The sequence below is a fragment of the Mycobacterium colombiense genome (assembly GCF_001953985.1).
Lineage (GTDB): Bacteria > Actinomycetota > Actinomycetes > Mycobacteriales > Mycobacteriaceae > Mycobacterium > Mycobacterium colombiense_B.
Map to the genome: position 1 here is coordinate 36,592 of NZ_MBEI01000035.1, position 23,990 is coordinate 60,581.

The following is a 23,990-nucleotide window of genomic DNA, read 5'->3' on the forward strand; positions in this document are numbered from 1 at the left end:
AGCCGCGGACACGCGGAAAGCCGATGCTTCGCAATGTCATTGGTATCCGCTCGATGCGCTTGCGTCACCGAAGCGGTACCGAATACCCCTTGACAAAAAGCTTTGTGTTACAACACCGTCAGCGGCAGCGAACGCCTGGGCTCGAACTGAAATGTCGCTCCCCCACTGACTCTGACCACCGAAACCTCTGGCAGTTCCTCGGTCGGAGTGTCGGTTTCGACCAGCTCGGCCGTCCAGTCGGCGGCCGTACCGCTAACTCGAACCTCGATGCGCGGTTCCACCGCGGTGGCGATCGCCTGGAGCGGCTGCACGGATTCCGGTGAGCACAGCGAGATCCAGGATTCATCGTCATGGGCCGGCGACGGGTGCACGTGCAGCCGGTTCGATTCCGTCTCGGCCGCAACGTAGCCCGCGGGGTTGAGCAGCGGGTGCAGCTCCAGGACGCGCAGCACGCCTTCGGTGCCGCCCGGAAGTTTCAGTGCGCGGTGAATGCGCTCGGCGGCCACGCCCGCGATGCCGATCAGGCCGCGGGTGCACACGCCCACCGCCTCGTCGTCGTTGGCGGCCCGCGCGGCCACCGCGATCGCGAACGACAGGTACAGCAGGTGCATCTGCAGGCACACCTCGTCGGCCATCCGGACCAGCGCCGAATGCGAGAAGGCGGCGAAGTCGAAATCGGACAGCAACGGGCCGGAGTAGTCCGCCTGTCCCTCGTCCGAGGGGTCGATGGGGTCGAGTTCCCATGTCGCAGCCCGGGTTTGGCTCACGATGTCCAGCGCCGGGATGCTCTGCGCCTCGGGGTAGGAGTCGTCGATTATGACGGTCCACGCGCAGTGCGGATGCCGGTCCGCCGGCGTCCGCGGCGGGCGATGAATGGGACGCACCTGGGCGCGCGGGTTGGTCGCGATCGCGGTGGCGTCGAAGGTCGGGTCCTCGATGGTGTGGCACATGCCGAACACGTACTGCTCGCCCATCGGCTCGACGTCGAGCAGGGCGCCGCAGTGGTCGAGCTGGAATTCACCATGCCAGCGGTCGTGCACGGTGTAGCGGAAATCCATGAATTGCGGCGGGGCACCGATGTCGAGCTGCAGGCCCTTGAAGATCGTCACCACGTCGTTGCCCTCATAGTTCAGCGCTTTCTGCATGCGCCGGGTGTAGATCGGGCTGGAGCCCGCCCACTCCTCGATGGCGATCTGCACCATCTCGTCGCGGCCGAATGAGGAGATGCACCAGGCCATCCCGGATCGGTCGATCAGCTGCCCGATCAGCAGCAGTTCGGGAACCAGGACGACGAGTTCGTCACGGGACAATTGCGCGTATCGCGAGGGGCTGCTCACGCCCCAAAAATAGACTCGACTATGTTATAAAGTCAACAATGTCCATCGTCGCTGGCCAGACCCCCGATCGCCCGGTTGGCCCCACCCGGCGAACCACCGCGCCACGCAAGCGCGGCAATGACACCCGCGCGAAAATCATCGATGAGACGGTCCGCTGCATCGTCGAGGAGGGATTCTCCGCCGCCACCGCCAAGCACGTGGCCGAACGCGCCGGCGTGACGTGGGGAGTCATCCAGTACCACTTCGGGGATCGCAACGGGCTGCTGATGGCGGTGGTGGACGACGGGGTGGCCCGGCTGGTGGACAGCCTGTCGTCGGCCGACGTCAGCGAGCTGCCGCTGCGCGAGCGCATCGAGGTCGTCGTCGACACCGCCTGGAACTGCTACAGCAGCCCGACGTCAATGGCCGCCTTCGAGATCCTGCGCGAGACCCGCGGCGGTCCGGACCCGTCCTCGCGGCGCCACCTGCTCGACATGAACTCCGCGGTCGGCCAGCTGGGGCGACTGATCACCACCGATCCCGCGCATGCCGGTGTGGCCGAGGTCATTTGGGCCACGTTGCGCGGTGCGGTGCTGGCGCAGATGGTCACCGGCGCCGCCATCGATTGGAGCCTGGAACGACGTGCCCTCGTCGACATGGTCACCCGTGTGCTGCAATGACCTGATGACCCTCGACGATCTCGCCGATATCGAAGCGATCAAGCAAGTCAAATACCGGTATCTGCGCGCGCTGGACACCAAGCATTGGGACGACTTCACCGACACCCTGGCCGAGGACATCAAGGCCGACTACGGGCCGTCGATCGGCAACGAGCTGCACTTCACGAACCGGGCCGACCTGGTGGAGTACATGCGGACGTCGCTGCCCGCGAACGTCATCACCGAACACCGGGTGACGCATCCGGACATCACCGTCGACGGCGACACCGCAACGGGCAGTTGGTATCTGCAGGACCGGGTCATGGTCGCCGACTTCAACTTCATGTTGATCGGCGCGGCCTTCTACCGCGACACCTACCGTCGCACCGATGCCGGTTGGAAGATCAGCGGCACCGGCTACGACCGAACTTACGACGCCACAATGTCTTTGGAGGGACTGAATTTCACCCTCAAACCCGGCCGCGCCATCGCCGCCGACTGAGAAGCTACTTGGTGATGGCGATGACCGCGCCGGGCCGCAGCCATTTCATGATCGACACCAGCTGAGCGTCGTCGACCGCCACGCAGCCCTCGGTGGGTTTCCCGTCGGTGGTGTGGAAGAAGAACGCGGCTCCCCCACCAGGGGTCTTGTTCTTGTTGACGCCCATCACGACGGCGTGCTTGTACTGCGGGATCTGCAGGTTCTCGCTGTCGCCGGTGTTGAACGGGCACTGCGCCTTCTGGCACACCTGCATGGAGTTGAACGTGGGACTGTGGTCGTCGCCGCTCCACCAGTAGTTGGCACCGGAAACCTGGGTGTAGGGCAGCCCGGTGCCGGGGTTCGGCGCCGTGCCGAACGCGGAGTCCAGGCTGTATACGCCCATGGGGGTGGCCGGAACGCCGCTCTTGGCCTGCGGCGCCATGCCCGCCGAACCGACGTGGGTGGGAATGTTGGACCGCAGCGACTGCCAGCCGGTGCCGGTGCGCTGGAAGATCTCCATGGTCGCGTTGGAACCGCCGGTGCTCACCACCGAAACCACCTGGGTCGCATTGCCAACCGCGTTCGCGAACCAGGGAGCGCCGGCGGCGGCACTGATCGGCGCCAGCACCACTGAAGCGAAGATTACGCACGCCGCGGCGCACAGCGAAGTGAGCAGTCGGTGCATGCACTCCATCGTCAAACGGGCACATCTTCAGGGTCAAGTAAAGCTTTAGCTCCAGTTAGGTCACCGCGCCGTGACCAAATGCTCACCGGGACAGCGCTGTTAGGGCACGGTGGCGGTTTCGGACGTGCGAAGCGGCCCGGCGGAGGGCCTGACCGGAGGACGAAAAATGTAGAGACACAACAGGAAATACAGGTATCCCAGCGACCAGCCGGCCAGCACGTCGGACGGGTAGTGCACGTTCAGCGCCACCCGGGAGACGCCGACCGTCACCAGCGCCACCGCCACCACCGCGGCCGCGATGCGGCGGAGCAAGCGGCTCATCATCGGAAAGAAAAAGCACAACACGGCGAGCAGGGCCGCCATCGCCTCCAGCGCATGCCCGGACGGGAACGAGGTGGACGGCGCGGCGACCAGCATGGTCGCCGGGCGCGGCCGGTTGACCAGGGCCTTGGCTGCGGCGGTCGCGAATTCGTTGAGCGGCCCGCACGCCAGCACCAGCACCAGCGCGGCCCGCAGATTGCGCATCACCAGGGCCAACACCGTCATCGCAATGCCCAGCGCGGACATCGGGACAGGACCCAGCGCATACGACACCCCTTCCCAAAAGCGCAGCCACAGCGGGTGTTTGAGCGCGACGTCGCGGGCCGCGTTCAGCACCGACCAATCCATCCGGTACAGCCACGTCCAGTGCCGGCAGTAGCCCGCCCACATCACCGCGTACACGGTGGCCCCCAACACCGCGACCCACACGGCCACCGGCGTCCTGGGGCGAGTCATAACCAACCGATACCAGCAGCGTCGCCGGTGTCACCGTGCGACCCGCTGCACGGCATACCTCGCGCGGTCATACTGTCGATATGGCCGTCTTCGTCCGTAGGTTGTTCGGCATCGGCAAGCTCCCCGACGAGCTGCACGCGCAGCTCGAGTCGGAGGGCCTCACCTACCTCGCCGACTACGTCGCCGTGACCCGGCGATTCAGCGGCACCATCCCCGGCGTGCGGCTGCCGCACAGCGTCGCCAGCTACACCGGTTCGCTGGTCTTCACCTCCGAGCGGGTGCTGGCGACGCTGTCGATGCTGCCGCGGCTGGCCGGCCCGACCGTCAACGTGCGGTGGAACGCGCCGCAGACCGGCGCGGCGCAGGTGGAGATCTCGTCGACCGGACTGCAGGTCGACGTCGACGTGTCCCGGGTCGACGAGAAATTCAGCGGCGACCTGTCGCTGCACTACAAGGTCACCATTCCCGCCGATGTGCTCAGCAGCCTGCCCCGGCGGTCGCTGGCGTTCGACATGCCGCCGGACTACGTGTTCCGCGCGGTCGGAGTTACCTATAGTCCCTGATCGTGATGCGCGGCCACGGCGGCTGCCGCAGCACCGCCAGACTGCCGATCACCGCGGCCAGCAGGCCGGTGATCACCCCGATCAGCGCTATGCGGCCCCCGTCCACCGCCGGCGTCCATGAGGCCTGCCCGTCGCGGATGGCGAACACCCCCAGCGGTTTGGTGACCACGATGACGGTGGTGCCGTCAGGGGTCTGATAGGGCTCGCCGTAGCCGCGCCCGGCGGCATCGACGCCCAGCTGATCGAATAGATCGGAAGGCTTCACTGAAACCACTCCCTTCCTGGGGGTTCACCAGGTGCTCAGGCATCGGCAGGCTCCACGCTAACGCGGATTTCCTACGATGGCTGACGTGACCGGTGAGGCATTCAGCCCGCAAGAGCGGCGGGCCGTATATCGCGTCATCTACGAGCGCCGTGACATGCGCCGGTTCGTTCCCGGCGCGGTGGTGGACGAGGCCGTGCTGGCGCGCCTGCTGCAGGCCGCGCACGCCGCGCCCAGCGTCGGGTTGATGCAACCGTGGCGCTTCATCCGCATCACCGACGCCGCGCTGCGGCGGCGCATTCACGCCCTGGTCGACGAGGAACGCCCGCGCACCGCGGAAGCTTTGGGCGAGCGGGCCGACGAGTTCCTGGCGCTCAAGGTCGAGGGCATCCTCGAGTGCGCGGAGCTGTTCGTGGTGGCGCTGGGCGACGGCCGCGACGCGCACGTGTTCGGTCGGCGGACTCTGCCGCACATGGACCTGGCGTCGGTGTCCTGCGCGATCCAGAACCTGTGGCTGGCGGCCCGGTCCGAGGGCCTCGGCATGGGCTGGGTTTCGCTGTTCGATCCGCAACGGCTGGCGGCGCTGCTGGAGATGCCGAACGGCGCCGAGCCGGTGGCCATCCTGTGCCTGGGGCCGGTGCCCGAATTCCCCGACCGCCCGGCGCTGGAACTGGACGGGTGGGCGGTCGCGCGACCGTTGTCGGAATTCGTCTGCGAGAACCGATGGGGTCAACTGCCGACGCCCTGACGCGTCGGCACTCAGGAAACACCGAGGGAAGTTGCGGTAACGTCGCCGGTCGCAAGGCAATGTGAGAGGTGACGCCATTGACGCCGGGCGACATAGCGGACCAACAACGGAAAACGGGCCGCAAAGACAATGTGCTGATCGTGCACTGGCACGACCTGGGCCGCTACCTCGGCGCCTACGGCCACACCGACGTGTCGAGCCCACGTCTGGACCGCCTTGCGGCCGAGGGCATCCTGTTCACCCGGGCGCATGCCACCGCGCCGCTGTGCTCGCCGTCGCGCGGATCGCTGTTCACCGGCCGCTACCCGCATAACAACGGCCTCATCGGCCTGGCCCACCACGGCTGGGAATACCGCGACGGGATTCGCACCCTGCCCCAGATATTGTCCGAATCAGGATGGTACTCAGCGCTTTTCGGCATGCAGCACGAGACCTCCTACCCAAAGCGGTTAGGTTTCGACGAGTTCGACGTGTCGAACTCCTATTGCGACTACGTCGCCGAGAGGGCCGACGAGTGGCTGCGGCAAGGCGCCGACGGCCTTGTCGGACAGCCATTTTTGTTGACTGCCGGCTTCTTCGAGACGCACCGGCCCTACCCGCGGGACCGGTACACGCCGGCCGACAGCGCCGAGGTGGACCCGCCCGATTACCTGCCCGACATCCCCGAGGTGCGCGGCGACCTCGCCGACTTCTACGGAGCCATCAGCACGGCCGACGCCGCGGTGGGGCGGCTGTTGGACGCGCTCGCCGACACCGGTCTGGACGCCAACACCTGGGTGGTGTTCTTCACCGATCACGGCCCGGCGTTCCCCCGGGCGAAATCCACGCTGTATGACGCCGGCACCGGCATCGGGTTGATCATTCGGCCGCCCACCAACCGGACCGTGGCTCCCCGCGTCTACGACGAGCTGTTCAGTGCGGTCGACCTGGTCCCGACGTTGTTGGGGCTGTTGGGAATTGACACCCCGGCCGAAGTCGACGGTGTCTCGCACGCGTCCGTTCTGCTGGAGCCGGATCCCCCGGCCACGCCGGTGCGCGATCACGTCTACACCATGAAGACCTACCACGACTCGTTCGATCCGATCCGCGCGATTCGCACCAAGGACTACAGCTACATCGAGAACTACGTGCCCCGGCCGCTGCTGGATCTGCCGCTGGACATCGAGGAAAGCCCGTCCGGGATGGCCGTCGCGCCATTCGTTAAGTCGCCGCGGCCCGAGCGTGAACTCTACGATCTGCGCGCCGACCCCACCGAGACCACCAACCTGCTGGCCGAAGACGGGACCGCGGCCGACGATGTCGCGGCTAACCTCGCTGTGCGACTTCATGATTGGCGTCAGCGCACCGGCGACGTCATCCCGTCAGAGTTCGCCGGTACCCGCATCTCCGCGCGGTACACCGAAACGTATATGCAGATCCACCATGCCAAGCCGACCCCCCGCTCGGCCATCGCGGCCGACCGCGGCATCGAAGAAGAGGGCAAGCCCACGCAGCGCTAGTGGCTGTCGCGAGAGCGGCGCCGCTGCTGGGGCTACCCAGCTGAGCGGCTCGCGCCCCCCACCTCGGCGATGACGAACACCCGGCGGAACGGGAAGATCGTCGTGCCGTCGGAGCGGGGCGGGTAGGCGTCCCGCAGCAGCGGGATCAGCTCCTCGCGGAACTGCTCCCAGGTCTCGTCGTCCAGCCGTTCGCGCACCGGGACCAGCGCCGTGCCGGTGATCCATTCCAGCACCGGATGTTCGCCGGTCAGCTGGTGTAGATAGGTGGTCTCCCAGACGTCGACCTTGCATCCCGCGTCGAGCAGCAGGTTGGCGTAGTGCGCGGGTGGCTGAACCACCGCGCCGACCCGAAATGGTATGTCGCGCAGCAACTTCGCATACGGCTCCCGGCGGGCCAGCGCCCGCACCGCGGCGTAGGACGGCGACTCGAAGTTGCCTGGCATCTGGACGCCGACCCACGATCCGGACGCCAGTTGCCCCGCCCACCGCAGCAGCAGGTCGGCATGCTCGGGGACCCAGTGCAGCGCCGCGTTGCTGACCACCACGTCGGTGTCGGGCTTCGGCTTCCAGTCGCGCAGGTCGCCGGTGACGGCGTCGATGCCGCGCTCCTTGGCTGCGGCCACCATCTCCGGCGAGCTGTCCATCGCCTCGATGACCGCGTCCGGCCAGCGCCGGGCCAGATACTTCGTCAGGTGACCGGGGCCGCAACCGAGATCGACGACGCGACGCGCCCGCTCGGCGCCCACCCGCGACAGCAGGTCGTAGAAGGGGCGGGCGCGATGGTCGGCGAAGGCCAGGTAGACGTCCGGATCCCACATGTCGATCCTCCCGATCCTCGCGCCGCCGCCAGCGCGCCGATAGCAAACCTATAACTCCTATGGTGCGCCGGTGCGGCCCGAATGGTCCCGGGACAACGCCGCGACGACCGAAACCGGTCGAAACGCCCGGGAGACGCGCGCGCGTCGGGCTACCATCGGCGTTCGTGGCGTCCGACTCAGATCCGATCGACCCGCCCATCCCCGTTCCGGACGTCTCCGGCGCCGATCTACCGGCCGGCGCCGGCGGATTACCCCCCCACTCGGCGTTGTCGCCCCGCCAGCGAATGGTAGTCGAGGCATCGGCCCTCGGCGATCTGGCCCTGCGCACCTGGGTGGCCTCGCTGCTCACCACCACGGTGGCGCCGTTCGTGGTCGTCGGCACGCTGCGCCAAACCGATTCCGCCACCGAGCGCGGCAACCTCGACTTCTACGCGGAGCTGGGGGCGGCGAATGACCCGACGCGGTCCTTCCCGCCACCCACCGAGTTGCCCCGGGTGACGTCGCGGCGGGGCAGCCCGCTGGCGGAGTGGGTCGCGCGCGGCACGGTCGACAACATCGCGTTCCCCAGCAGCTTCACCGCCATCAACCCCGCCATGCGCACGCGTTGGGCAGCCTGGGGATCCAACAACATGGTGCGCGCACAGCACTGGCGTCACGACGACGGGCCCCGTCCCACGCTGTGTGTGATCCACGGGTTCATGGGATCGTCGTACCTGGCCAACGGGCGGTTCTTTGCGATGCCGTGGTACTACCGGTCCGGCTACGATGTGCTGTTGTACACGTTGCCTTTTCACGGCAAGCGGGCCGAAAAGTACTCGCCCTTCAGCGGTTTCGGCTACTTCGCGGGCGGGCTCAGCGGTTTCGCCGAGGCCATGGCGCAGGCCGTGCACGACTTTCGTTCCATCATCGACTATTTGCGCCACACCGGGGTCGACCGCATCGCGCTCACCGGCCTCTCGCTGGGCGGTTACACCTCGGCGCTGGTGGCGTCGGCCGACGATCGGCTCGACGCCGTGATCCCCAACTGTCCGGTGGTCACCCCGTCGACGTTGTTCGACGAATGGTTCCCGGCCAACAAGCTGGTCCGGCTGGGCCTGCGCCTCTCCGACATCAGCCACGACGACCTGGCGGCCGGGCTGGCGTACCACTGCCCGCTGAACTACCGGCCGCTGGTGCCCCGGGACCGCCGGATGATCATCACCGGTCTCGGCGACCGGATGGCGCCGCCCGACCATGCCGTCAAGCTATGGCAACACTGGGATCGCTGTGCGCTGCACTGGTTTCCGGGTAGTCACGTGCTGCACGTGAGCCAGCTGGACTACCTGCGCCGGATGACCGCATTCCTGCAGGAGGTCATGTTCTGACCACCTCGACGGTGTCGTCGCTCTCGGCGCCGCCGCCGGCTTCGCCGCGCGGAGCCCGGTGGGCCCCGCTGGTCAGGGTGGGCCAGTGCAGCTGCGCGAGCAGGTCCTCCGGCGCGGCGGTGTGTCCGTCCAACCGATACGTGGACAAGAGGTCCAGTGCGGTCAAGGCGGGCAGGTGGTTTCCGCGTTGCGGGGTCAGCCCGTCGACCGGCGCCTTGCCGTCCGGGGCGCTCTCCGTCTGGAACGCACAGGCAACCGCGACGGTGGGCCGGCTTTTGTCACCGGCAACCTCGAGCGCGGTGCAGGTTTCGCGCGCGGTATACGCCCGGATCGCCTCCAACGTCTCCGGCAGCGCGTCGTCCACCTGAATTCGGTATGCCGCAAGGTAATCCGAGGCACCACGCTGCACTCCGCGCCACCTCTCGCGAGGGTTGGACGTCAGCAGCCGGGGAGCGTCGTCGGCCGCGACGGTGGTGGCCTCCCAACCGATCTCGCGCAGATGATCGGCCAGCCGGCGGGCCGCGACCTGAGCGGTCTCGTGCAACGGGATCCGCGGCGAGCGGGCCTGCAGCGCGGCCAGGTTGTCGGGCGCCGATACGGTGAGCCCGATCCAGGTCTCGCGGCGGGACGCGTCGGCGGCGTTGTCGCGGCTGGTGATTCGGATCTTGTCCGCCCGGATGCCGTAGCGGTCCAGGTAGCTCGCGATCAGCGGGAGCGGCAGCACATCGGAGTCGTCATCCGGTGCGCCGAGGCGAATCAGGGCGGTCTCCGCCGCGTCAGAGGTGGCCGCGGGGACGGCGTTGCCGCGTCCGATCATCGCCAGGCGGCGGCGCAGGATGGTGGTCAAATGCAGACCGCCCCACCAGCCGAACAACACGATCACGACGGCGGCCGCGATGCCCAGCAGCCAGTAGTCGCGGGGCGTTCGCCACGGGTAGGCCATCACCACGGGCACAATGGCCAGCAGCGCCAACGTGATTCGACCGCTCCCGGGAGTCGGTATCCGATGCATGCTCACGGGGTCGGTTCCTTTCGTCGGCGTGCGGCGATTGCGGTGACGGCGCCGGCCACCGCGACCAGCACGGCCAGTGCGGAGGTGCCGGCCACCGCGACGGTCCGCGGTTTGGTGTCCTTGGGCGCCGGTGCCGGCGGCACGACCACCGGTTTCACCGATGCCGCGCCTGGCTGGTTACCGGCGGGCAGTTGCCAGGTCAGGGCCGCCACCGGATCCACGCTGCCGGTGCCGACCACGTTCGACGGGTCGCGGGCGCCGTTGTGCGCGGTCGCAGTGATGCGGTGCAGCACCGCGGTGGCGTTCAGGTCTGGATACTTGCTGCGGACCAGCGCCGCCACACCGGCCACGTAGCCTGCCGCGTAACCGGTTCCGCTGAGGGCGGCGAGTTGCTGGTGCTCGTCGGGCAGGCCGTTGGCCAGTCCACCGCCGTCGGCGTTGCCGATCGACACGATGCGCTCGCCGGGCGCCGCGACGCCCACCCACGGCCCCGCCACGGTGAATTTCGACGGCTGGCCGTCCGGGGTCAGCGATGCCACCGACAAGACGTACGGCTGCCACCACGAGGGGATGGACACCGACGTGACGCCGGCCCAGTTTCGTGGATCGTTCGGGCGGCTCAGGTCGGTGAGCGGGTTGGACTCGCACGAGGTTCCGCCGCCGGCCGCTCCGGTCGGCCCGCTGTTGCCGGCGCCGGCCACGATCACCGCGTCCTTGTCCACCGCCGCGTACCGCACGGCGGCGCCAAGCGCGGCCTGGTCGACGGGCCGGTCCACGGGCATGCAGGTGGCCGAGCCGATGTCGATCACCCGGGCACCGAGATCCGCGGCGTGCACGATCGCCCGCGCGAGCGTCGACACCTCGGCCGACACGCGCGCCATCATCGGATCGCCGCCCGGTGTCCGCGGCGAGAACTTGGCTGACGCCGTCCTGATCGACACCACCCGCGCCGCGGGCGCCACGCCGGAGAACCCGTCGTCGGGCGAGGGCTGGCCGGCGATGACCCCGGCCAGCAACGTTCCGTGCCCGTCGCAGTCGGTCAGCCCGTCGGTCGTCTCGACGAAATCACCGCCCGGTTCGACGTTGGGTAACCGGGGGCCCGGCCGTACCCCGGTGTCGAGCACCGCCACCAGCTGGCCCTCGCCCCGTGAGAATTGCCATGCCGCAGGCAGATTCAGCATCGACTGGCTGGGCGTGATGGCACCCGGGTCGCTGCCGGGAACGACGCCGGCCGTGCTACAGGGTCCGCGCTGCTCCATCGGCTGCTCGGGTCCCGGCGCCCCGCTGGGGGGTGTTGCGCCGGGATCGACCGTCGGCGGGCTGATCGCGGATGCCGGCGGACTCGTCCACGTCGCGGCGGCGGGCAGCAAGGCCAATACCGCCGCGCAGCAGGCTGATGCCGGCCGAATCATCGATTGAGCACCCAGCTGAACAGACCGACCACGAACGCCATGACGGGGATCAGCGACGCGTCGAGCCCGGTCGCGACGAAGCCCACCAGCCGGCGAACCGGCAGCGAATAGCTCTCCGGCGCAGCGATACCCGGGTTCAGCGCCACCACGATCCACACGGCCACGAGCACCAGCAGCACCAGCACCGCGCCCAGGGCGGCGGCGTAGCGCCCGGTCGAGGTGTAGAGCACCAGCAGCACGCCGGCGGCCAGGAAGGGCTGGGCGAGCAGCCAGGCCTTGCACGCGGCCGAGTCCCACACCCGGGCGCGCAGCACGGAGGTCGCGGCGGTGGCCGCCACCACGTACCAGCCCGCGCCGCTGAGCGCCTCGGGCCGCAGCGCGATCGCGACCGAACCCAGGACGCTGAGTAGCACCGCGGCGGCGATGAATCCGCTCTGATGCGCGTCGCTGATCCGGACCCGGCGCGGCAGGTCTTCGAGCACCCGCAGCGACGGCGCCGACGGGGTCGGGTCCCCGGGCGCCGGGATGACCGGCAACGGGAAGCGCGCCCACAGCGCGGACAGTTGGGCCGCCTCGATAGTGACCAGCAGCGCCACCACGATCAGCCCGCAGCCGATGGCGATCGGCTTGAGGTGCCAGAGCAATTCGGCGCCGGCGGCCAGCAGCACCCCGGCACCCACGACCGCGGTCGCGGTGAAGAAGCCGGCGATGCGTTCACGTTCGGTGCTGGGCGCCATCAAGGCGATCAGCGACCACGCGGTGACGCCGGCGGCGGCCAGCGTCAACTGGGCGGGGCCGAATCCGCCCGGCACGGCCAGCGCGAGTGCGGCGGCGATGGGAGCCAGCGCGGCGATCGAGAGCGCCATTCCGGTGCGCGCCGAGCGCGCGGTGACCAGCAGGCCGACGATCGCGGTCAACGCCGCGACCGCGCTGACGGCGACCAGTCCCAGCAGCGCGCCGGTGGCCACCCGGTAGGTGACCGACAGTCCGGTGGCCAGGAACGCCACCGCGATGGCGGCGGCGAGGGCGCCACGCTGGATATGCGTTGTGCCCCACGGCTTGAGCCGGGAGGTCGAGAAGATCATGGCCGCGTCGGCGATGTCCTCGACGATGCCGGGCGCGGCCGGACCGACCGGCACCGCTTGCAGCGCAAGCAGGTCGCCGTCGACGACGCCGACCGTGTCCAGGCTGGCGTCCAGGCTGAACGGCGCACCACCGATTGGGGCCAGGCTCAGCTGGGTCGCCGCGCCGATCTCGGCGGCACCGCGCCCGGCGGCGCCGTCTTCCGAGTCACCGTTGGTCGCGGCGGGAACCACCAGACGCTGGACGGCTGGCAGGATTTCACGCAGCGGCAGCTCCGCGGGCAAGGCCATTTCCGTCAACCTGCTGTCCGCGAGGATGGCTACGCGGACGATCGGCATGACGGTTCCGGACGTCACCGGACCCTCGAAAATTGTTGTGGCCGTTGCTCGAACATCGTGCTCTCTTCTCTTTTTCTATGAATGTTGGACGGAAAAATCTCGGGCTAACCGGTGTTCGGAGAACCATCCGGCGTCTGGCAGTAGGGCGGTCAGTTGTTCAATCGCGACCGCGATCGCGAATGGCGTTCCGGGCGCGAAGGTCGAAACCCACTCGCCGTCGAAGGCGCGGGACGGACTGACCAGCACCCGCCCTTCGCGTGCGTCGACGATGCTCATTCCCACCTCGCTGGTGGAGTGCCGACCGTCGCGGTGGCAGCCGGCGACGATCTCGACGTAGCTGCGCGGTCCGTTGAACACCGATTCCACCACCCTTCGTGCCGATTGCGGAACACCCAGGTAGTCAAGGACTTCGGCGAGCGGAGCGCCCGAACGCAGCCGTTCGTCGGCACGGGCACCCACCCGCGTCGGCAGGCTGAACTCGTCGAACCGGGCGGGTGGGCGTTGCGCCAGGCCGACGGTGAGCACCGGCACCAGCGCACGCGGATCGTCGATGTCCATGGCGGTGAACGTGATCAGCTGCGCGCTGCGCAACGCGACGACCGTCAGCGACGGCTTGCCGGCCACACCGTTGCGCTGCGCGACGACGCCGCGCAGCAACTCGGCGCCGCCGCCCTCACCGGTGTCCTTGGCCAGGCCGACGTACCGCAGGTCCAGCCACCGCTCCGGAAAACACACCACTTTGATCCACTCGGCGACCGCGGGGTTGACGAGTCCGCCTTCTGAGACCAGACCCAGTTCGGTCAGCTCAGCCTTCTGACGGTCGAGGAACGCGTTGCGTTCCGCGGCATCACGATAGGGCGAGGTGATGGCCAATACCCAGGGAAAGCTCCCCGCCCCAATCGTTTCCGCGATGAACCAAGCGTGATCGACCGTCAGCTCGACGGCGTTGGGTGGCGCGTTCATTCAGGTGAGAACTAACCGCCCCATTTGGCGGCTTCGGCCTGGTCGCGCGCCAGCATCGACATGGTGTTCGCCTCGTGGGTGCTGGCCATCGACTGGTAGGCGCGCACCAGGCTTTCCATCGCCTGGTTCCACTGGGCCTGCCACACCTGGTAGGTCATACCGGTGTCACCCTGCCAGGCGTTGGACAACGTGGCCTGCTCGCTGGCGATATCGGAACCGAGCCCCTGCATGGTGCCGGCGTAGCCGGACATGTCGGCGGCGTGGCTCAACATCGCCGGGTAGTTGTACATGATCTGCGACATGACAAGTCCTTTCGCGGTTGCTAGCGGTGAGATCAGAACGCGGTGTAGCCGGAGGCGGCGGCGGCGTCCGCGGCCACGTAGGTCCCGGCGGCGTCACCGAGGTTGGCCTGGGCGATGTCCAGCAGGGTGTTGACCCGAGCGGCGACCTCGACGAACCGTGCGTGCGCGGCCTGGAAGGCGGCCGAGGACTCGCCCTGGTGGAACGCCTGCGCCGACATGGCTTCCTGCTCGGCCTGGCTGATCGTGCTGCGCATCAACGCCGCCTTGGCGCTGAAGGCCGACTGTGCGGCTACCAACTGCGGAATGTGAGCGTCCAACATACTCATGTTGATTCCTTTCTGTTGCGTCCGTGGGGATTTCGGTAATTCACGTTCATCTTGCTGAGTGCCTCACCCCCCTTTCCCCGGCTCGGTTGGGCCCGTTCCGTTTTCGGCTTCGTGCTCCCACGTGCCGGGCACCATTGGCATGCGTGGCCCGCCGCCGAAGTCGTCGTCGGCCAGCTTGGTCAATCCGGCCGCCTGAAATGCTTTCTGTCGCTGCGCGGTTCCGGCGAATCCCAGCGCCCCGGCGCCCCGGCCGGACGCGACGGCCGCGGCCAGCTCCTCGTCGTCGCCGAAGTCCGGGGCAACACCGAAATCGGAGTCCATGTCCGCGAACTCGTCGGCGTGGTCGTGCAGTGCGGCCCGCCGACGGCGCCGGGCCCGGGACTCGGCCCGGCTGGCCGCCGCGGCACCGGCCGCCGGGATGGTCGCCGCGGGAGCCTTGGCCCCGCCGCGGCCACCCAGCGTGGGCCCGACGCCGGCATCCGGGTCACCGCCCATGGCGATCAGGTAGGCGAAGTTGCCGGCCGCTGCCGCCGGCGCCGGCGCGGCCGGCGCACCGGAACCCGCGGCGACCGTGGTGGCGGGGGCCCCGGCCGGAGTCGCCACCGTTGGGGCCAGCGCGACCGCCGGCAGCATGGACGGCGGCTTGTTCGACGTCAGCACGGGGGCCACGACGGCGGGGGCGGCATCGGGCGCGGCCTCGACGACGGGCGTGGTGAGCAGCGAACTGAGCCCGATTCCCAGCAGTAGCGGGATCAGGAACGGCGCGGTGAGGATCGCACCCCAGGTCGGCCAGCCGACGGCGTTGAAAAACACTTGGTAGGCGACGAAGAACAGCAGCGGCCCGTTGGCGGCCAGGAACGCCGGCAGATTCGAGAAGAAGTTCTGCATCATCTGCTGGATGTTCTGGAAGAAGTCCTGGAAGAACTTGGACAGCTGCTGGATGAAGTTCTGCCACCAATCCGCGGGGCTGTTCTGCGTGGCGTTGGACGCGAGACTGTTGGCTTGGCCGCCGGGATTCACGATGGCAGGCGCCGCCATGGTGCGCGGCGACGCGGCCAGGGCCGAACCGGACAGGGCCTGGTAGGTGCCCATGGTGGTGGCCGCCTGGACCCACATGCGTGCGTAGTCGGCTTCGTTGACCGCGATCGGAATGGTGTTGATGCCAAAGAAATTCGTCCCCACCAACACCGCGTGCACGGTGTGATTGGTGGCCAGTTCCGCGAGCGTCGGCATGGCCGCCAATGCGGCCGTGTACGCCGTCGCCGCGACCTCCTGCTGCGCGGCGGCACCCGCGCTGTCGACACTGGCCTGCTGCAGCCACGCCAGGTACGGCAGGTGGGCCGCCACATACTGCTCAGCGCTCGGCCCCTCCCAGGCCCCCGCCTGGGCCTCCCCCAACAGCCCACCGAGTTCGGCTGCCGCCGAGGCGTATTGGGTGCTCAACGAGGTCCACGCCCCGGCGGCCGCCAACAGCGGCCCCGGGCCTGGACCGGCGCTGAGCAACGCCGAATGCACCTCGGGTGGCGAAGCCATCCAGATGGGTCCGAATGGGGATGTCATCGTCAGGCGCCCGCGATTCCAAACGTCGCAGCGGCCGCGGTGTCGCCCGCGAGATAGCTTGCGCCGGCCTCCCCGACGCCGACGCCGGCGCGGCCAAGCTCTTCGACGCCCTGGGCGGCCACGGCGGAGTGCTCCTGGCCCTGAGCGCTGAATCCGACCGCCGTTTGCAGCGATACGGGATCGACCGCCGGCGGCACCACCGCGGTGATCGCCGGGGCCGCCGCCGCATGCGCGGCCGCCAGCCGTGCCGTCAGGGCCTCCACTGCCGCACTGGTCGCGGCCAGACCTTCGGGAACCACTCGTAAGGTCATGGTTACTCCTTTCCTGGTCCTTCTCTTCGGACTTGGATAAACATCAGTGGGCGAAACCGTCTGTAGCGCCCTCTATCACGGACTCCCCGACCAACGGGTTGACCAACTGCACGTACGTCGGGGCGTCGCTGTCGCCCAGCAGGATCGCCCGTCCCGCAGGCAGCCGGCCGAACCGCTGACCGCGGATCTTGCCGCTGTCCTGCGGGTTACCCGCCAGCATCAACGTGGTCGCCTGCAGGTCGTTGAACCGGCGCAGCAGCGGGTTGGTCATCAGAGCGTGCCCCGAGCCGGTGGCGCGTGCGGTGACGATCACCCGTAGCCCCAAATCGGCTGCCTGCGAGAGCAATCCGATCAGCGCGGTCCACGGCCGCTGCCCGACGTAGGGGCCGCTCATCGCCGGCGAATCCGGTATCTGGTCGACGTCGTCGATGATCAGATAGTGGGTGTGGCCCGCGTAGCGCCAGTGGGCCAGCTCGCCGGGTGACAGGCCGGCCGGCGGCCGGCGCGATTCGATGAGGTTGGCCAGCCCCAGCATCGCCGGGATGATGCGGTCGATGTTGGCGGTGTACTCGTTGTCGGCGAACAGCGGCTCGTCGACGAGGTGCAGCCGCCGGTCCAGCACCGTGAAGGCCACCTGATCGGGCGTGGAGTGCTCCCGCACCGTGCGAATGAGATGGCGCAGCAGCGTGGTCTTCCCGGACTTGCTGTCGCCGAACACCATCAGCAGCGGGTTCTCGGCGAAGTTGACCACCACCGGCGCGAGGTCCTCCTCGCGCTGGCCGATGACGACCTGCTCCGGCCCGCGATACAACGACCCGACCGCTTCGGGCACCAGGTTGGTCGGCAGCAGCCGCACCGGCGGCGCCGTGACGCCCGGGTAGCGCGCATTGAGGGCCGCGACCTGGTCCAGCTCGGGGGCGGCGAACAGGAAATGCTCTGCGGCCATGGTCAATCCGCGTCCCGGCTGGTCGTGCGGCACCGCTTCGGCGGGGCGACGCAGGGCGCCGACCACCCGCACGTTGCTGTCCCGCGCGTCGTGCAGCTTGAGCTCGAGCCGCAATCCGAGGCCGTCGCGCATGGCCAGCGGAACCTCGAGCCAGCTGGGGGTGGTGATGACGACGTGGATGCCGTAGGCGAGACCGATGTTGACCAGCTCGCTTACCCTGGCCAGCAATGGGTTTCGGGTGTTGAACTGGTCGGTGTTGTCCCGGCCGAACGCATACAGGTTGTCGATGACCAGGAACACCTCGCCGAACCCGTCGTCGGGGGCCGCACCGCGGGAGTCCCGGAACGCCTCTCGGCGCTGCCGCGACAGCAGCAGCTGCTCGAGTTCGCCGAAGGTGCGCCGGATGCGTTCGGGCTCCAGCGCCGACGCCACGCTGCCGACGTGCGCCAGGTCTTCGAGCGCCCGCAGCTTGCCGCCGCCGTAGTCCAGGCAGTAGAAGGTGACCTCGCGCGGCGAGTGCAGGTTGGCCGCGGACAGGATGAACGTCTGCAGCGCGGTCGATTTGCCCGATTTCGGGCCGCCGTGGATGACCATGTTCCCGGCCGACGAGGCGGCGTCGAACACCAGCGGATCGCGGCGCATCTCGAACGGCTTGTCGATCTCGCCGAGCGGCCACTGCCACTGCCGGGGCGGCACGCCGGCGCGGGCCAGCATGGCGGTCAACGGGATCGGCTCGTCCAGCGGCGGCAGCCAGAGCTGCGGCGCCCGCGGACCGTAGCCCGCCAGCTGGTCGCCGATGGTGGCGATCAGCTTGCGCGGCGGTCCGGTGAATTCGTCTTCCTCGGGGGCGGTGATCACCGTGTCCTGGTCCGGTTCGACGCGCCCGGCCGTGAACAGCTTCGGCTCCGGGATAGACGGCACGACAAAGGATTTGGCCTTCTGTGGCGGATCGTAGATGCCGTCGACGTAGGTGCTGCGGAACTTGATCGGCGTCGCACCCGGGGCGGGCACCAAGAAGCCCACGCCCTTGTGCTCCTTGCCGGACTCGATGTGGTAGGCGTCCTCCACACCGATGATCTGGCGGGAAACGCTGGGACTGGCCACCTTCAAACCGATGCGGTAGGAGGTGTTCTTGTCGATGTCCTTGATCTTGCCGACGTCCAGCGTCTGCGACGCGAACAGGATGTGGATGCGGAACGAGCGGCCTTTACGCGCAACGTAATCGAACAGCTCCGCGTATTCGGGGTGGTCGGCCAGCATCAGGGTGAACTCGTCGGCGACCACGAATAGCGTCGGGATCGGCGGCAGGTCGTGTCCGGCGGCGATGGCGGCCTCGTACTCCACCACCGAGTTGAACGCGCTGCCCTGGACCCGGCGGCCCGCTTCCCGCAGCAGCGTCTCCCGGCGGGCCACCTCGCCGCGCAGTGTGTCGGCGAAGCGGTCGGCCAGCGACTTCTTCTCGGCCATGTTGGAGATGACGGCGACGACTTGCGGGAAGTTGCGGAAGCTGTCGGCCCCGGCCTCACCCTTGAAGTCGGCGTAGATGACGATCAACCGATCGGCCGAATGAGTCGTCAACAGCGACAACAGGATCGACATCAGGGTCTGGGACTTACCCGAACCCGTCATACCGATCATCAGCCCGTGCGGGCCCATGCCACCCTCGGCTTCGTCCTTCAGGTCGAACATCAGCGGTTCACCGGTCGCGGTGACGCCGATCGGGATACGCAGCTCGTCCTCGCGGCGGCGCGGCGCCCACAGCGTGGGCACGTCCAGCTGAGAGGCATCCGAAATGCCCAGCATCGTGGTGAACGTGGCACCGCGGGTGGCCGCGGAGCGCAGCCCGGTGTGGGTCGGGTTGGAGTCCCAGCGTGCCAACTGGCGCGCGAGGTGCGCGGCCTCGTCGGCGCCGAATTGGTCGGCGTCGTCGATGTAGGGCTGCCAGCCGCCGGTCTGCCAGCGTTCGATGGCACCGCCGGAGACGCGCAGGATCGGCTTTTCCGGATCCGAATACTGTTCACGGTTCGGCGCCGTGGCGCTGCGCTGCACGACGGTGACACCGGCCCGGCCCAGCGCCAGCGTCGACGCGTTGAGGTCGTAGTCGGGGTCGTCGATGACGATCAGCAGGTGACGCAGCGCATCGGCGGGCTCGCCGGTGAACGCCGGACGATCGACGAGGGCCGAACCCAGGCTGGTGACCAGGTCGTCGGCGTTGGTCGACATGAAGCGGGCCGGCCCGACGCCGTCGAGCTCACCCGGAACGTCGATGTGCGGCAACCACTTCAGCCAGGACCAGTCCGCGCTCTCCAGATTCGGGGTGACCAGCGCGACGCCGAGCACGGTCGGGTCGTGCCAGGTCACGGCCTGAGCGACCCAGGCGCGCAGCGCCGCCCGCGCCTCGTCTTCCGCGCCCAGCACGGTGATCCGGGAGACCTTGGTCAGGTCGATTCCGGTCGGCACGTCGCGCACGGTGCGATGGGTGTCGAGCAGGCTGCGTAATGCGCTGTGCGACACCGGTTCCAGGTCGATTTCGTCCGCGGTGTCGTTGACCCGCAGGGCGGTGGCCAGTGGCACGTGGTGACGGCCGGCCCGCAGCACCAGGAAGTCGGGGTCGTGCGGGTCACGCTCCCACTGGCGGCGCGATCCGGGCACGGTCGCCAGCGCGGACGGCTCCGGGTGGGACCACTGCGCCGCGGCGCGCTGCGCGGTGGCCTGGGTGCGGATGTTGTCCCGAACCACCGACAGGTAGCGCAGGTAGTCGGCGCGCTCGGCGTCGACCTCCTCGGTGCGCATCTTGTTGTCGCCACCGCGATACATCGCGGTGGCGGCGAGCAACAGCACGAACGGGAAGAACAGCGTCTGCGGGGAGATCATCCGCATCCCGGTGGCGAACAGGGCGACGATCATGCCGACGATCAGGATCACCAGCACGTAGGGCATCGCACGGCGCAGGAACGACGGCGGAATCACCCGGGGCAGCTCGGGTGGCGCCTCGATGGCGATAGTGCCCTTGCGGGTGACCGGCGGCGCCAGACGGCGGCGCGCTTCGAAGATCAGTCGGCTCATCGGGGGGCTCCCTCGGCAGATGCCACACGGCCGGGCTTCTGATCGGGCGTCAACCCGTCATGAGCCAGCAGCGCGTCGGCGCGCGATAACGTCGGACCATTCGCGAACAGCGACAGCACCGACCACGGAACGGGGACCGGCGATCCGTTAAGACCAAGGGCCTCAACCGTTTTGCCGTGTCCGGCGGCGGAGTGCTCCGACTCGTTGTCGATGCCGTAGCGGACACCGGTGTCAGAGACCCAGAACAACGACCCGGTGCCCGGCGAGTCCGGGCCGCCGCCGACGGTCTGGGTGAAGTAGCCGGTGCCCGGCGCCAGGGCGACGCGGGTAGCCGTCGTCGCGGCGCCGCCGCCCACCAGGTCGACGGTGCGGATCGATTCGGCGATGGGCAGCGCAGAGCCTGACATCAGGTGCAGCGAACTGGTCGCGGCCCCGGCAGGCTTGCTCCAATAGGCGCACGTGACAGGCGATTTGGCCGCGTCGACGACGTTGACCTGCTGATCCGGGTACCGCGCGGTGTCCAGCATCCGCGATACGGGCAACTTGGCCACCGCGTCGGCGCCCAGCCGTGGGGGCTGGTCCAGCCCATAGGAATTGGTGTTGCGCAGGATCGCGGCGAGCACCGGTGAGATCTGCTGCAGGCCGTCGGGCATCACTGCGTAGTAGCGCGGCGCACCCGAGGAACTCTGCTCCAGGGCGTAGGAGACCACCACCGCGCCGATCGGGCCGGGCACGCTGTACGGCGCCGGGGCGCCGGCGTTCGGGATGCCGGGCGCCGCCAGCGGCGGTGCCTCCGGGATCGCATTGAACAGGCCCAGCGCGATGGGCCGGGGCGCGGGCATCTCGGAGTTGTTCTGCCCCAGGCCAAGTGCGTTCGTGATCGCGTGGTCGGTCAGGTTGATCTGCGAACGCTTGCCGTCCCACAACAGCCAGGTGCTGCCGTCCCGGTCGACGAGGATCGCCTGCTGCGACGCGAGCGACGCCGCGCGCGCACCGCTGCTGTCCGGCTGGCCCGCGATCACCGTGACGCCGGTGCTGTGGGCTGCGTGCCCACCCTGGGCCGGCTCGCTGACGGCGTCGCACACCGTCCAGTTCGCGTCGCGCGAGGGGTTTTGCACCATGCGCTCCGGCGCACCCGGGATGCCGATCAGGTTGCCGCGCGGAAAGCGGTCCAGCTCACTGCTTTTCACCATGGTGGGGTCGACGGCGTGGCCGGTGATCAGCCGGGCGGAGGTCAGGTTGAGCACCGGGTGCAGGTCGTCACCGACACGGACGTACAGCGCGGCCGTCGAGCGGTCGGCCAGCACGGCGTTGGTACCCACCGTGCCGCTGGGCCGGATCAGCGAGAACACGAAGCAACCCGCCAAGCCGGTGACCAGCAAGACCGCGCCCATGGCCACCGCACGCGACTGCGTGCGCAGCGGGTCGACCAGCATCCTGGTGTCGTGCAAGGCGATACCGGAGGCGATCCGGCGCATCACGAACCGCCAGCCGGTGACCTGGTGGCGGGTGACGAAACCGCGGCGGTACTCCACCTGATCGGGGTTGTCGTTGACCGGCGTGCGAGAGGTGAACGAACGGCGTTCGTCGGGTTCGTGGTTGGAGGTCATGCCGGCACCGACAGGCCAAGGCCGCGCAGCAGCGGCTCTACCGACCGTGCGACGTCATCGTCGGTGATCGTCATCAGCTCCTCGTCACTGAATTCGCCGGTACCGGCGTGTTCCGAATGGTCGAGCCGGAACTCTCGTTCTTCTTCGGAGCGTTCGACGATGTTTCGGACGAATCGACCGTTACCGGCGATGTCCAAGTTGCGTCGCGAGATTCCGTTGGCGTCCGGGGTCGACTCGGTTGCCAGCTTGGTGAACAACGCCTCCATGTGTTCGAGCGCGGCCGCCTCGAAGATGCTGTCGCGCTGCTCGGCCATCGTGTTCGCGATCTCGACCAGCTCCGACGGTGCGTAGGACGGGAAGTCGATGTTGCGGGTGAACCGAGAACGCAAGCCCTCGTTGGTGTCCAGGAACTTGTCCAGGTCGGCGCGGTATCCGGCGATGATGACGACCAGGCGGTCGCGGTCGTTCTCCATCCGCGCCAGCAGGGTGTCGATGGCCACCAGCCCGAAGTCGTTCTTGGCGCCCGTGGCAACCAGCGCGTAGGCCTCATCGAGGAACAGCACGCCGTCGAGCGCGCTGTCGATGATCGCGTTGGTCTTGGCCTCGGTCTCGCCGATGTGCTGGCCGATCAGGTCGGCGCGGTGGACCTCTCGAATGTTTTCCCGCTTCAAAAGCCCGAGGCCGCAATAGATCTTGGCGACCACACGGGCGATGGTGGTCTTACCTGTTCCGGGCGGTCCGGCGAAGACCAGGTGGTGGGCGCGCTGCGCGACGGCCAGGCCGCGCTGCTTGCGGACCAGTTCCATGGCGACCGAACTCTTCAGCCGCGACACCTGGTTCTTGACCTCGTCGAGTCCGATGAATTCAGCGAGCTGGCGCTCGGCCTCGTGCAACAGCACGGCCTTGCGTTCGTGCGCGGCGGGGTCGACGAAATCCTCGGCGCTGGGCTCGGTTTCGGGGTCCCAGGGATCGGTGCGCGCTTCGATGCGTCCCGCCGTGGTGGTCACGATGCCGAAACTGGTGTCGGTCAGGGCCTGTTCGACTTGTTCGTTTTCCGGGTGCGCGGCGTACAGATCCTGCAGCACCTCGCTCGCGGAGTCCTCGTCCACATGCGCGCGCAGCACCAGCGCCTTGGCCAGTGCGCCGTCGACGGCGGCCACCGCGACGGGACCCTCGGGCTCCTCCAGATACGACAGCGACGGGGCGAACATGCCCAGCCGGGCCAGCGCGGTGCCCAGCGCGATCTTGGCGGCGTGCGAGAAGGCCTCGTCGAGATCCGCGTCGTTGACGATCGGGGTCAGCAGCTTGACGACGTCCGACCAGCGCTCGGCGCGGTAGTTGATGACGACGGACACCCACCGGGCCTCGCGCCAGTTCGGACGGCCGGCGGTCAGGCCGGCGACGATTTCGTCGGCGTCAGCAAATCGGCCCGCCGTTGCCAGCGCGGCCGCGTAGGCGAGGTGGAATTCGTCGGGCGTCGCGGCGCGAAACTGGAGATACAGCCCGGTGTCGTAGCGGAAGCCGAGCGAGCCCGGTGCCAGGTCGACCTGGCGCTGCAGCGTGCCCGCGGTCGCGACGTTGCGTGATACCGCCTCGAGCACACGCAGGGACACATCGCCGGCGGCCGCCAGGCCCGTCCAGGCGTCGCACTGGTCGTGGGCGATGCGGGTCAGCGCGGTGAAGCCGGAGCGCGCGGCGGCCAGATCGGCGGGGCGCTGGCGTTGGTAGACGACGATGCCCAGCGCGCGGCAGCACGTCGCGAACCGGCTGACGACGTCCTCGTCAACCCGCGCGTCGACCCGCGAATTAACGGGCTGAGCTGTGAGCATGCCGGTGTCACCGAGTTCCACGGCCGCGACTTTTCATGTATGTAGTCTCCCCTAACCTAA

General features: G+C 68.6%; 22 protein-coding genes. 6 read left to right on the forward strand and 16 right to left on the reverse strand.

Features of this window, described 5'->3' with window-relative positions:
* Positions 1 to 107 precede the first annotated feature (107 nt).
* Entirely contained in the window at positions 108 to 1,337 is a 1,230-nt protein-coding gene (locus A5732_RS08025) for a hypothetical protein (RefSeq protein ID WP_076101899.1), read from the reverse strand.
* Positions 1,338 to 1,375: 38 nt separating this feature from the next.
* Here A5732_RS08025 and A5732_RS08030 point away from each other — a divergent pair, with 38 nt between their 5' ends.
* Together A5732_RS08030 and A5732_RS08035 are read left to right on the forward strand one after the other, a co-directional pair.
* Positions 1,376 to 1,996, forward strand: a complete 621-nt coding sequence (locus tag A5732_RS08030) for a TetR/AcrR family transcriptional regulator (RefSeq protein ID WP_076101900.1) — start codon at positions 1,376 to 1,378, stop codon at positions 1,994 to 1,996.
* Positions 1,997 to 2,000: 4 nt separating this feature from the next.
* Positions 2,001 to 2,477: a nuclear transport factor 2 family protein gene (locus A5732_RS08035; RefSeq protein ID WP_371915806.1), complete on the forward strand. Its 477-nt coding sequence runs from the start codon at positions 2,001 to 2,003 to the stop codon at positions 2,475 to 2,477.
* A gap of 4 nt (positions 2,478 to 2,481) precedes the next feature.
* Here A5732_RS08035 and A5732_RS08040 read toward each other — a convergent pair whose 3' ends face one another.
* Both A5732_RS08040 and A5732_RS08045 read right to left on the reverse strand, forming a co-directional pair.
* Entirely contained in the window at positions 2,482 to 3,141 is a 660-nt protein-coding gene (locus A5732_RS08040) for a L,D-transpeptidase family protein (RefSeq protein ID WP_064953740.1), read from the reverse strand.
* Between the two features lie 99 nt (positions 3,142 to 3,240).
* Entirely contained in the window at positions 3,241 to 3,918 is a 678-nt protein-coding gene (locus A5732_RS08045) for a phosphatase PAP2 family protein (RefSeq protein ID WP_076101901.1), read from the reverse strand.
* Positions 3,919 to 3,998: 80 nt separating this feature from the next.
* Here A5732_RS08045 and A5732_RS08050 point away from each other — a divergent pair, with 80 nt between their 5' ends.
* A complete protein-coding gene (locus A5732_RS08050; protein ID WP_076053798.1) occupies positions 3,999 to 4,481 on the forward strand; it encodes a hypothetical protein in 483 nt (160 codons plus the stop codon).
* Here A5732_RS08050 and A5732_RS08055 read toward each other — a convergent pair.
* On the reverse strand, positions 4,465 to 4,746 hold the full coding sequence (locus A5732_RS08055; RefSeq protein WP_076053797.1) for a hypothetical protein: 282 nt from the start codon (positions 4,744 to 4,746) through the stop codon (positions 4,465 to 4,467). The two genes, A5732_RS08050 and A5732_RS08055, sit on opposite strands and share 17 nt — an antisense overlap.
* Before the next feature lie 76 nt (positions 4,747 to 4,822).
* Between A5732_RS08055 and bluB the strand changes: the two genes are divergently transcribed.
* Together bluB and A5732_RS08065 are read left to right on the forward strand one after the other, a co-directional pair.
* On the forward strand, positions 4,823 to 5,491 hold the full coding sequence (gene bluB / locus A5732_RS08060; protein WP_064953646.1) for a 5,6-dimethylbenzimidazole synthase: 669 nt from the start codon (positions 4,823 to 4,825) through the stop codon (positions 5,489 to 5,491).
* Between the two features lie 68 nt (positions 5,492 to 5,559).
* A complete protein-coding gene (locus A5732_RS08065; protein WP_076053795.1) occupies positions 5,560 to 6,990 on the forward strand; it encodes a sulfatase family protein in 1,431 nt (476 codons plus the stop codon).
* Positions 6,991 to 7,022: 32 nt separating this feature from the next.
* Here A5732_RS08065 and A5732_RS08070 read toward each other — a convergent pair whose 3' ends face one another.
* The gene (locus A5732_RS08070) at positions 7,023 to 7,808 is read right to left on the reverse strand and encodes a trans-aconitate 2-methyltransferase (protein WP_076053793.1); all 786 of its coding nucleotides are present in this window, start codon (positions 7,806 to 7,808) and stop codon (positions 7,023 to 7,025) included.
* 164 nt (positions 7,809 to 7,972) lie between these two features.
* Here A5732_RS08070 and A5732_RS08075 point away from each other — a divergent pair, with 164 nt between their 5' ends.
* Positions 7,973 to 9,172 (forward strand): alpha/beta hydrolase family protein, encoded by a 1,200-nt coding sequence (locus A5732_RS08075; RefSeq protein ID WP_076101902.1) that lies wholly within the window; start codon positions 7,973 to 7,975, stop codon positions 9,170 to 9,172.
* Here A5732_RS08075 and eccE read toward each other — a convergent pair.
* The 11 genes from eccE to eccA3 form a co-directional block, all read right to left on the reverse strand.
* Positions 9,162 to 10,190, reverse strand: a complete 1,029-nt coding sequence (gene eccE / locus A5732_RS08080) for a type VII secretion protein EccE (protein ID WP_081396003.1) — start codon at positions 10,188 to 10,190, stop codon at positions 9,162 to 9,164. The two genes, A5732_RS08075 and eccE, sit on opposite strands and share 11 nt — an antisense overlap.
* Positions 10,187 to 11,596, reverse strand: coding sequence for a type VII secretion-associated serine protease mycosin (mycP, locus tag A5732_RS08085; RefSeq protein WP_076101904.1), 1,410 nt, complete (start codon positions 11,594 to 11,596; stop codon positions 10,187 to 10,189). The genes eccE and mycP overlap by 4 nt, the downstream gene beginning before the upstream one ends.
* Positions 11,593 to 13,017, reverse strand: coding sequence for a type VII secretion integral membrane protein EccD (eccD, locus tag A5732_RS08090; RefSeq protein WP_142256575.1), 1,425 nt, complete (start codon positions 13,015 to 13,017; stop codon positions 11,593 to 11,595). The genes mycP and eccD overlap by 4 nt, the downstream gene beginning before the upstream one ends.
* Before the next feature lie 75 nt (positions 13,018 to 13,092).
* A complete protein-coding gene (locus A5732_RS08095; protein ID WP_076101906.1) occupies positions 13,093 to 13,980 on the reverse strand; it encodes an ESX secretion-associated protein EspG in 888 nt (295 codons plus the stop codon).
* 11 nt (positions 13,981 to 13,991) lie between these two features.
* Positions 13,992 to 14,282, reverse strand: a complete 291-nt coding sequence (locus A5732_RS08100; RefSeq protein ID WP_007768835.1) for a WXG100 family type VII secretion target — start codon at positions 14,280 to 14,282, stop codon at positions 13,992 to 13,994.
* Between the two features lie 32 nt (positions 14,283 to 14,314).
* Positions 14,315 to 14,608 carry a type VII secretion system protein EsxG gene (gene esxG / locus A5732_RS08105; RefSeq protein ID WP_007768837.1) on the reverse strand — a complete coding sequence of 98 codons (294 nt, stop codon included), beginning with the start codon at positions 14,606 to 14,608 and terminating at the stop codon, positions 14,315 to 14,317.
* Positions 14,609 to 14,671: 63 nt separating this feature from the next.
* On the reverse strand, positions 14,672 to 16,168 hold the full coding sequence (locus A5732_RS08110; RefSeq protein ID WP_076101907.1) for a PPE family protein: 1,497 nt from the start codon (positions 16,166 to 16,168) through the stop codon (positions 14,672 to 14,674).
* 2 nt (positions 16,169 to 16,170) lie between these two features.
* Positions 16,171 to 16,479, reverse strand: coding sequence for a PE family protein (locus A5732_RS08115; RefSeq protein WP_064953654.1), 309 nt, complete (start codon positions 16,477 to 16,479; stop codon positions 16,171 to 16,173).
* A 43-nt stretch (positions 16,480 to 16,522) separates the two neighbouring features.
* Positions 16,523 to 20,491 carry a type VII secretion protein EccCa gene (gene eccCa, locus A5732_RS08120; protein ID WP_076101908.1) on the reverse strand — a complete coding sequence of 1,323 codons (3,969 nt, stop codon included), beginning with the start codon at positions 20,489 to 20,491 and terminating at the stop codon, positions 16,523 to 16,525.
* Complete coding sequence (eccB, locus tag A5732_RS08125) at positions 20,488 to 22,101, reverse strand: type VII secretion protein EccB (protein WP_076053779.1); 1,614 nt, start codon at positions 22,099 to 22,101, stop codon at positions 20,488 to 20,490. The genes eccCa and eccB overlap by 4 nt, the downstream gene beginning before the upstream one ends.
* On the reverse strand, positions 22,098 to 23,951 hold the full coding sequence (gene eccA3 / locus A5732_RS08130) for a type VII secretion system ESX-3 AAA family ATPase EccA3 (protein WP_076053777.1): 1,854 nt from the start codon (positions 23,949 to 23,951) through the stop codon (positions 22,098 to 22,100). Before eccA3 ends, eccB begins: the two co-directional genes overlap by 4 nt.
* Positions 23,952 to 23,990: the final 39 nt, after the last annotated feature.

What these genes read in the sequence shown, in the direction of transcription:
- A5732_RS08030 (WP_076101900.1), top strand. Translation starts at nt 1,376, where the DNA reads ATGTCCATCGTCGCTGGCCAGACCCCCGATCGCCCGGTTGGCCCCACC.
- A5732_RS08035 (WP_371915806.1), top strand. Translation starts at nt 2,001, where the DNA reads ATGACCCTCGACGATCTCGCCGATATCGAAGCGATCAAGCAAGTCAAA.
- A5732_RS08040 (WP_064953740.1), bottom strand. Translation starts at nt 3,141, where the DNA reads ATGCACCGACTGCTCACTTCGCTGTGCGCCGCGGCGTGCGTAATCTTC.
- A5732_RS08045 (WP_076101901.1), bottom strand. Translation starts at nt 3,918, where the DNA reads ATGACTCGCCCCAGGACGCCGGTGGCCGTGTGGGTCGCGGTGTTGGGG.
- A5732_RS08050 (WP_076053798.1), top strand. Translation starts at nt 3,999, where the DNA reads ATGGCCGTCTTCGTCCGTAGGTTGTTCGGCATCGGCAAGCTCCCCGAC.
- bluB (WP_064953646.1), top strand. Translation starts at nt 4,823, where the DNA reads ATGGCTGACGTGACCGGTGAGGCATTCAGCCCGCAAGAGCGGCGGGCC.
- A5732_RS08070 (WP_076053793.1), bottom strand. Translation starts at nt 7,808, where the DNA reads ATGTGGGATCCGGACGTCTACCTGGCCTTCGCCGACCATCGCGCCCGC.
- mycP (WP_076101904.1), bottom strand. Translation starts at nt 11,596, where the DNA reads ATGATTCGGCCGGCATCAGCCTGCTGCGCGGCGGTATTGGCCTTGCTG.
- eccD (WP_142256575.1), bottom strand. Translation starts at nt 13,017, where the DNA reads ATGCCGATCGTCCGCGTAGCCATCCTCGCGGACAGCAGGTTGACGGAA.
- A5732_RS08095 (WP_076101906.1), bottom strand. Translation starts at nt 13,980, where the DNA reads ATGAACGCGCCACCCAACGCCGTCGAGCTGACGGTCGATCACGCTTGG.
- A5732_RS08100 (WP_007768835.1), bottom strand. Translation starts at nt 14,282, where the DNA reads ATGTCGCAGATCATGTACAACTACCCGGCGATGTTGAGCCACGCCGCC.
- esxG (WP_007768837.1), bottom strand. Translation starts at nt 14,608, where the DNA reads ATGAGTATGTTGGACGCTCACATTCCGCAGTTGGTAGCCGCACAGTCG.
- A5732_RS08110 (WP_076101907.1), bottom strand. Translation starts at nt 16,168, where the DNA reads ATGACATCCCCATTCGGACCCATCTGGATGGCTTCGCCACCCGAGGTG.
- A5732_RS08115 (WP_064953654.1), bottom strand. Translation starts at nt 16,479, where the DNA reads ATGACCTTACGAGTGGTTCCCGAAGGTCTGGCCGCGACCAGTGCGGCA.
- eccCa (WP_076101908.1), bottom strand. Translation starts at nt 20,491, where the DNA reads ATGAGCCGACTGATCTTCGAAGCGCGCCGCCGTCTGGCGCCGCCGGTC.
- eccB (WP_076053779.1), bottom strand. Translation starts at nt 22,101, where the DNA reads ATGACCTCCAACCACGAACCCGACGAACGCCGTTCGTTCACCTCTCGC.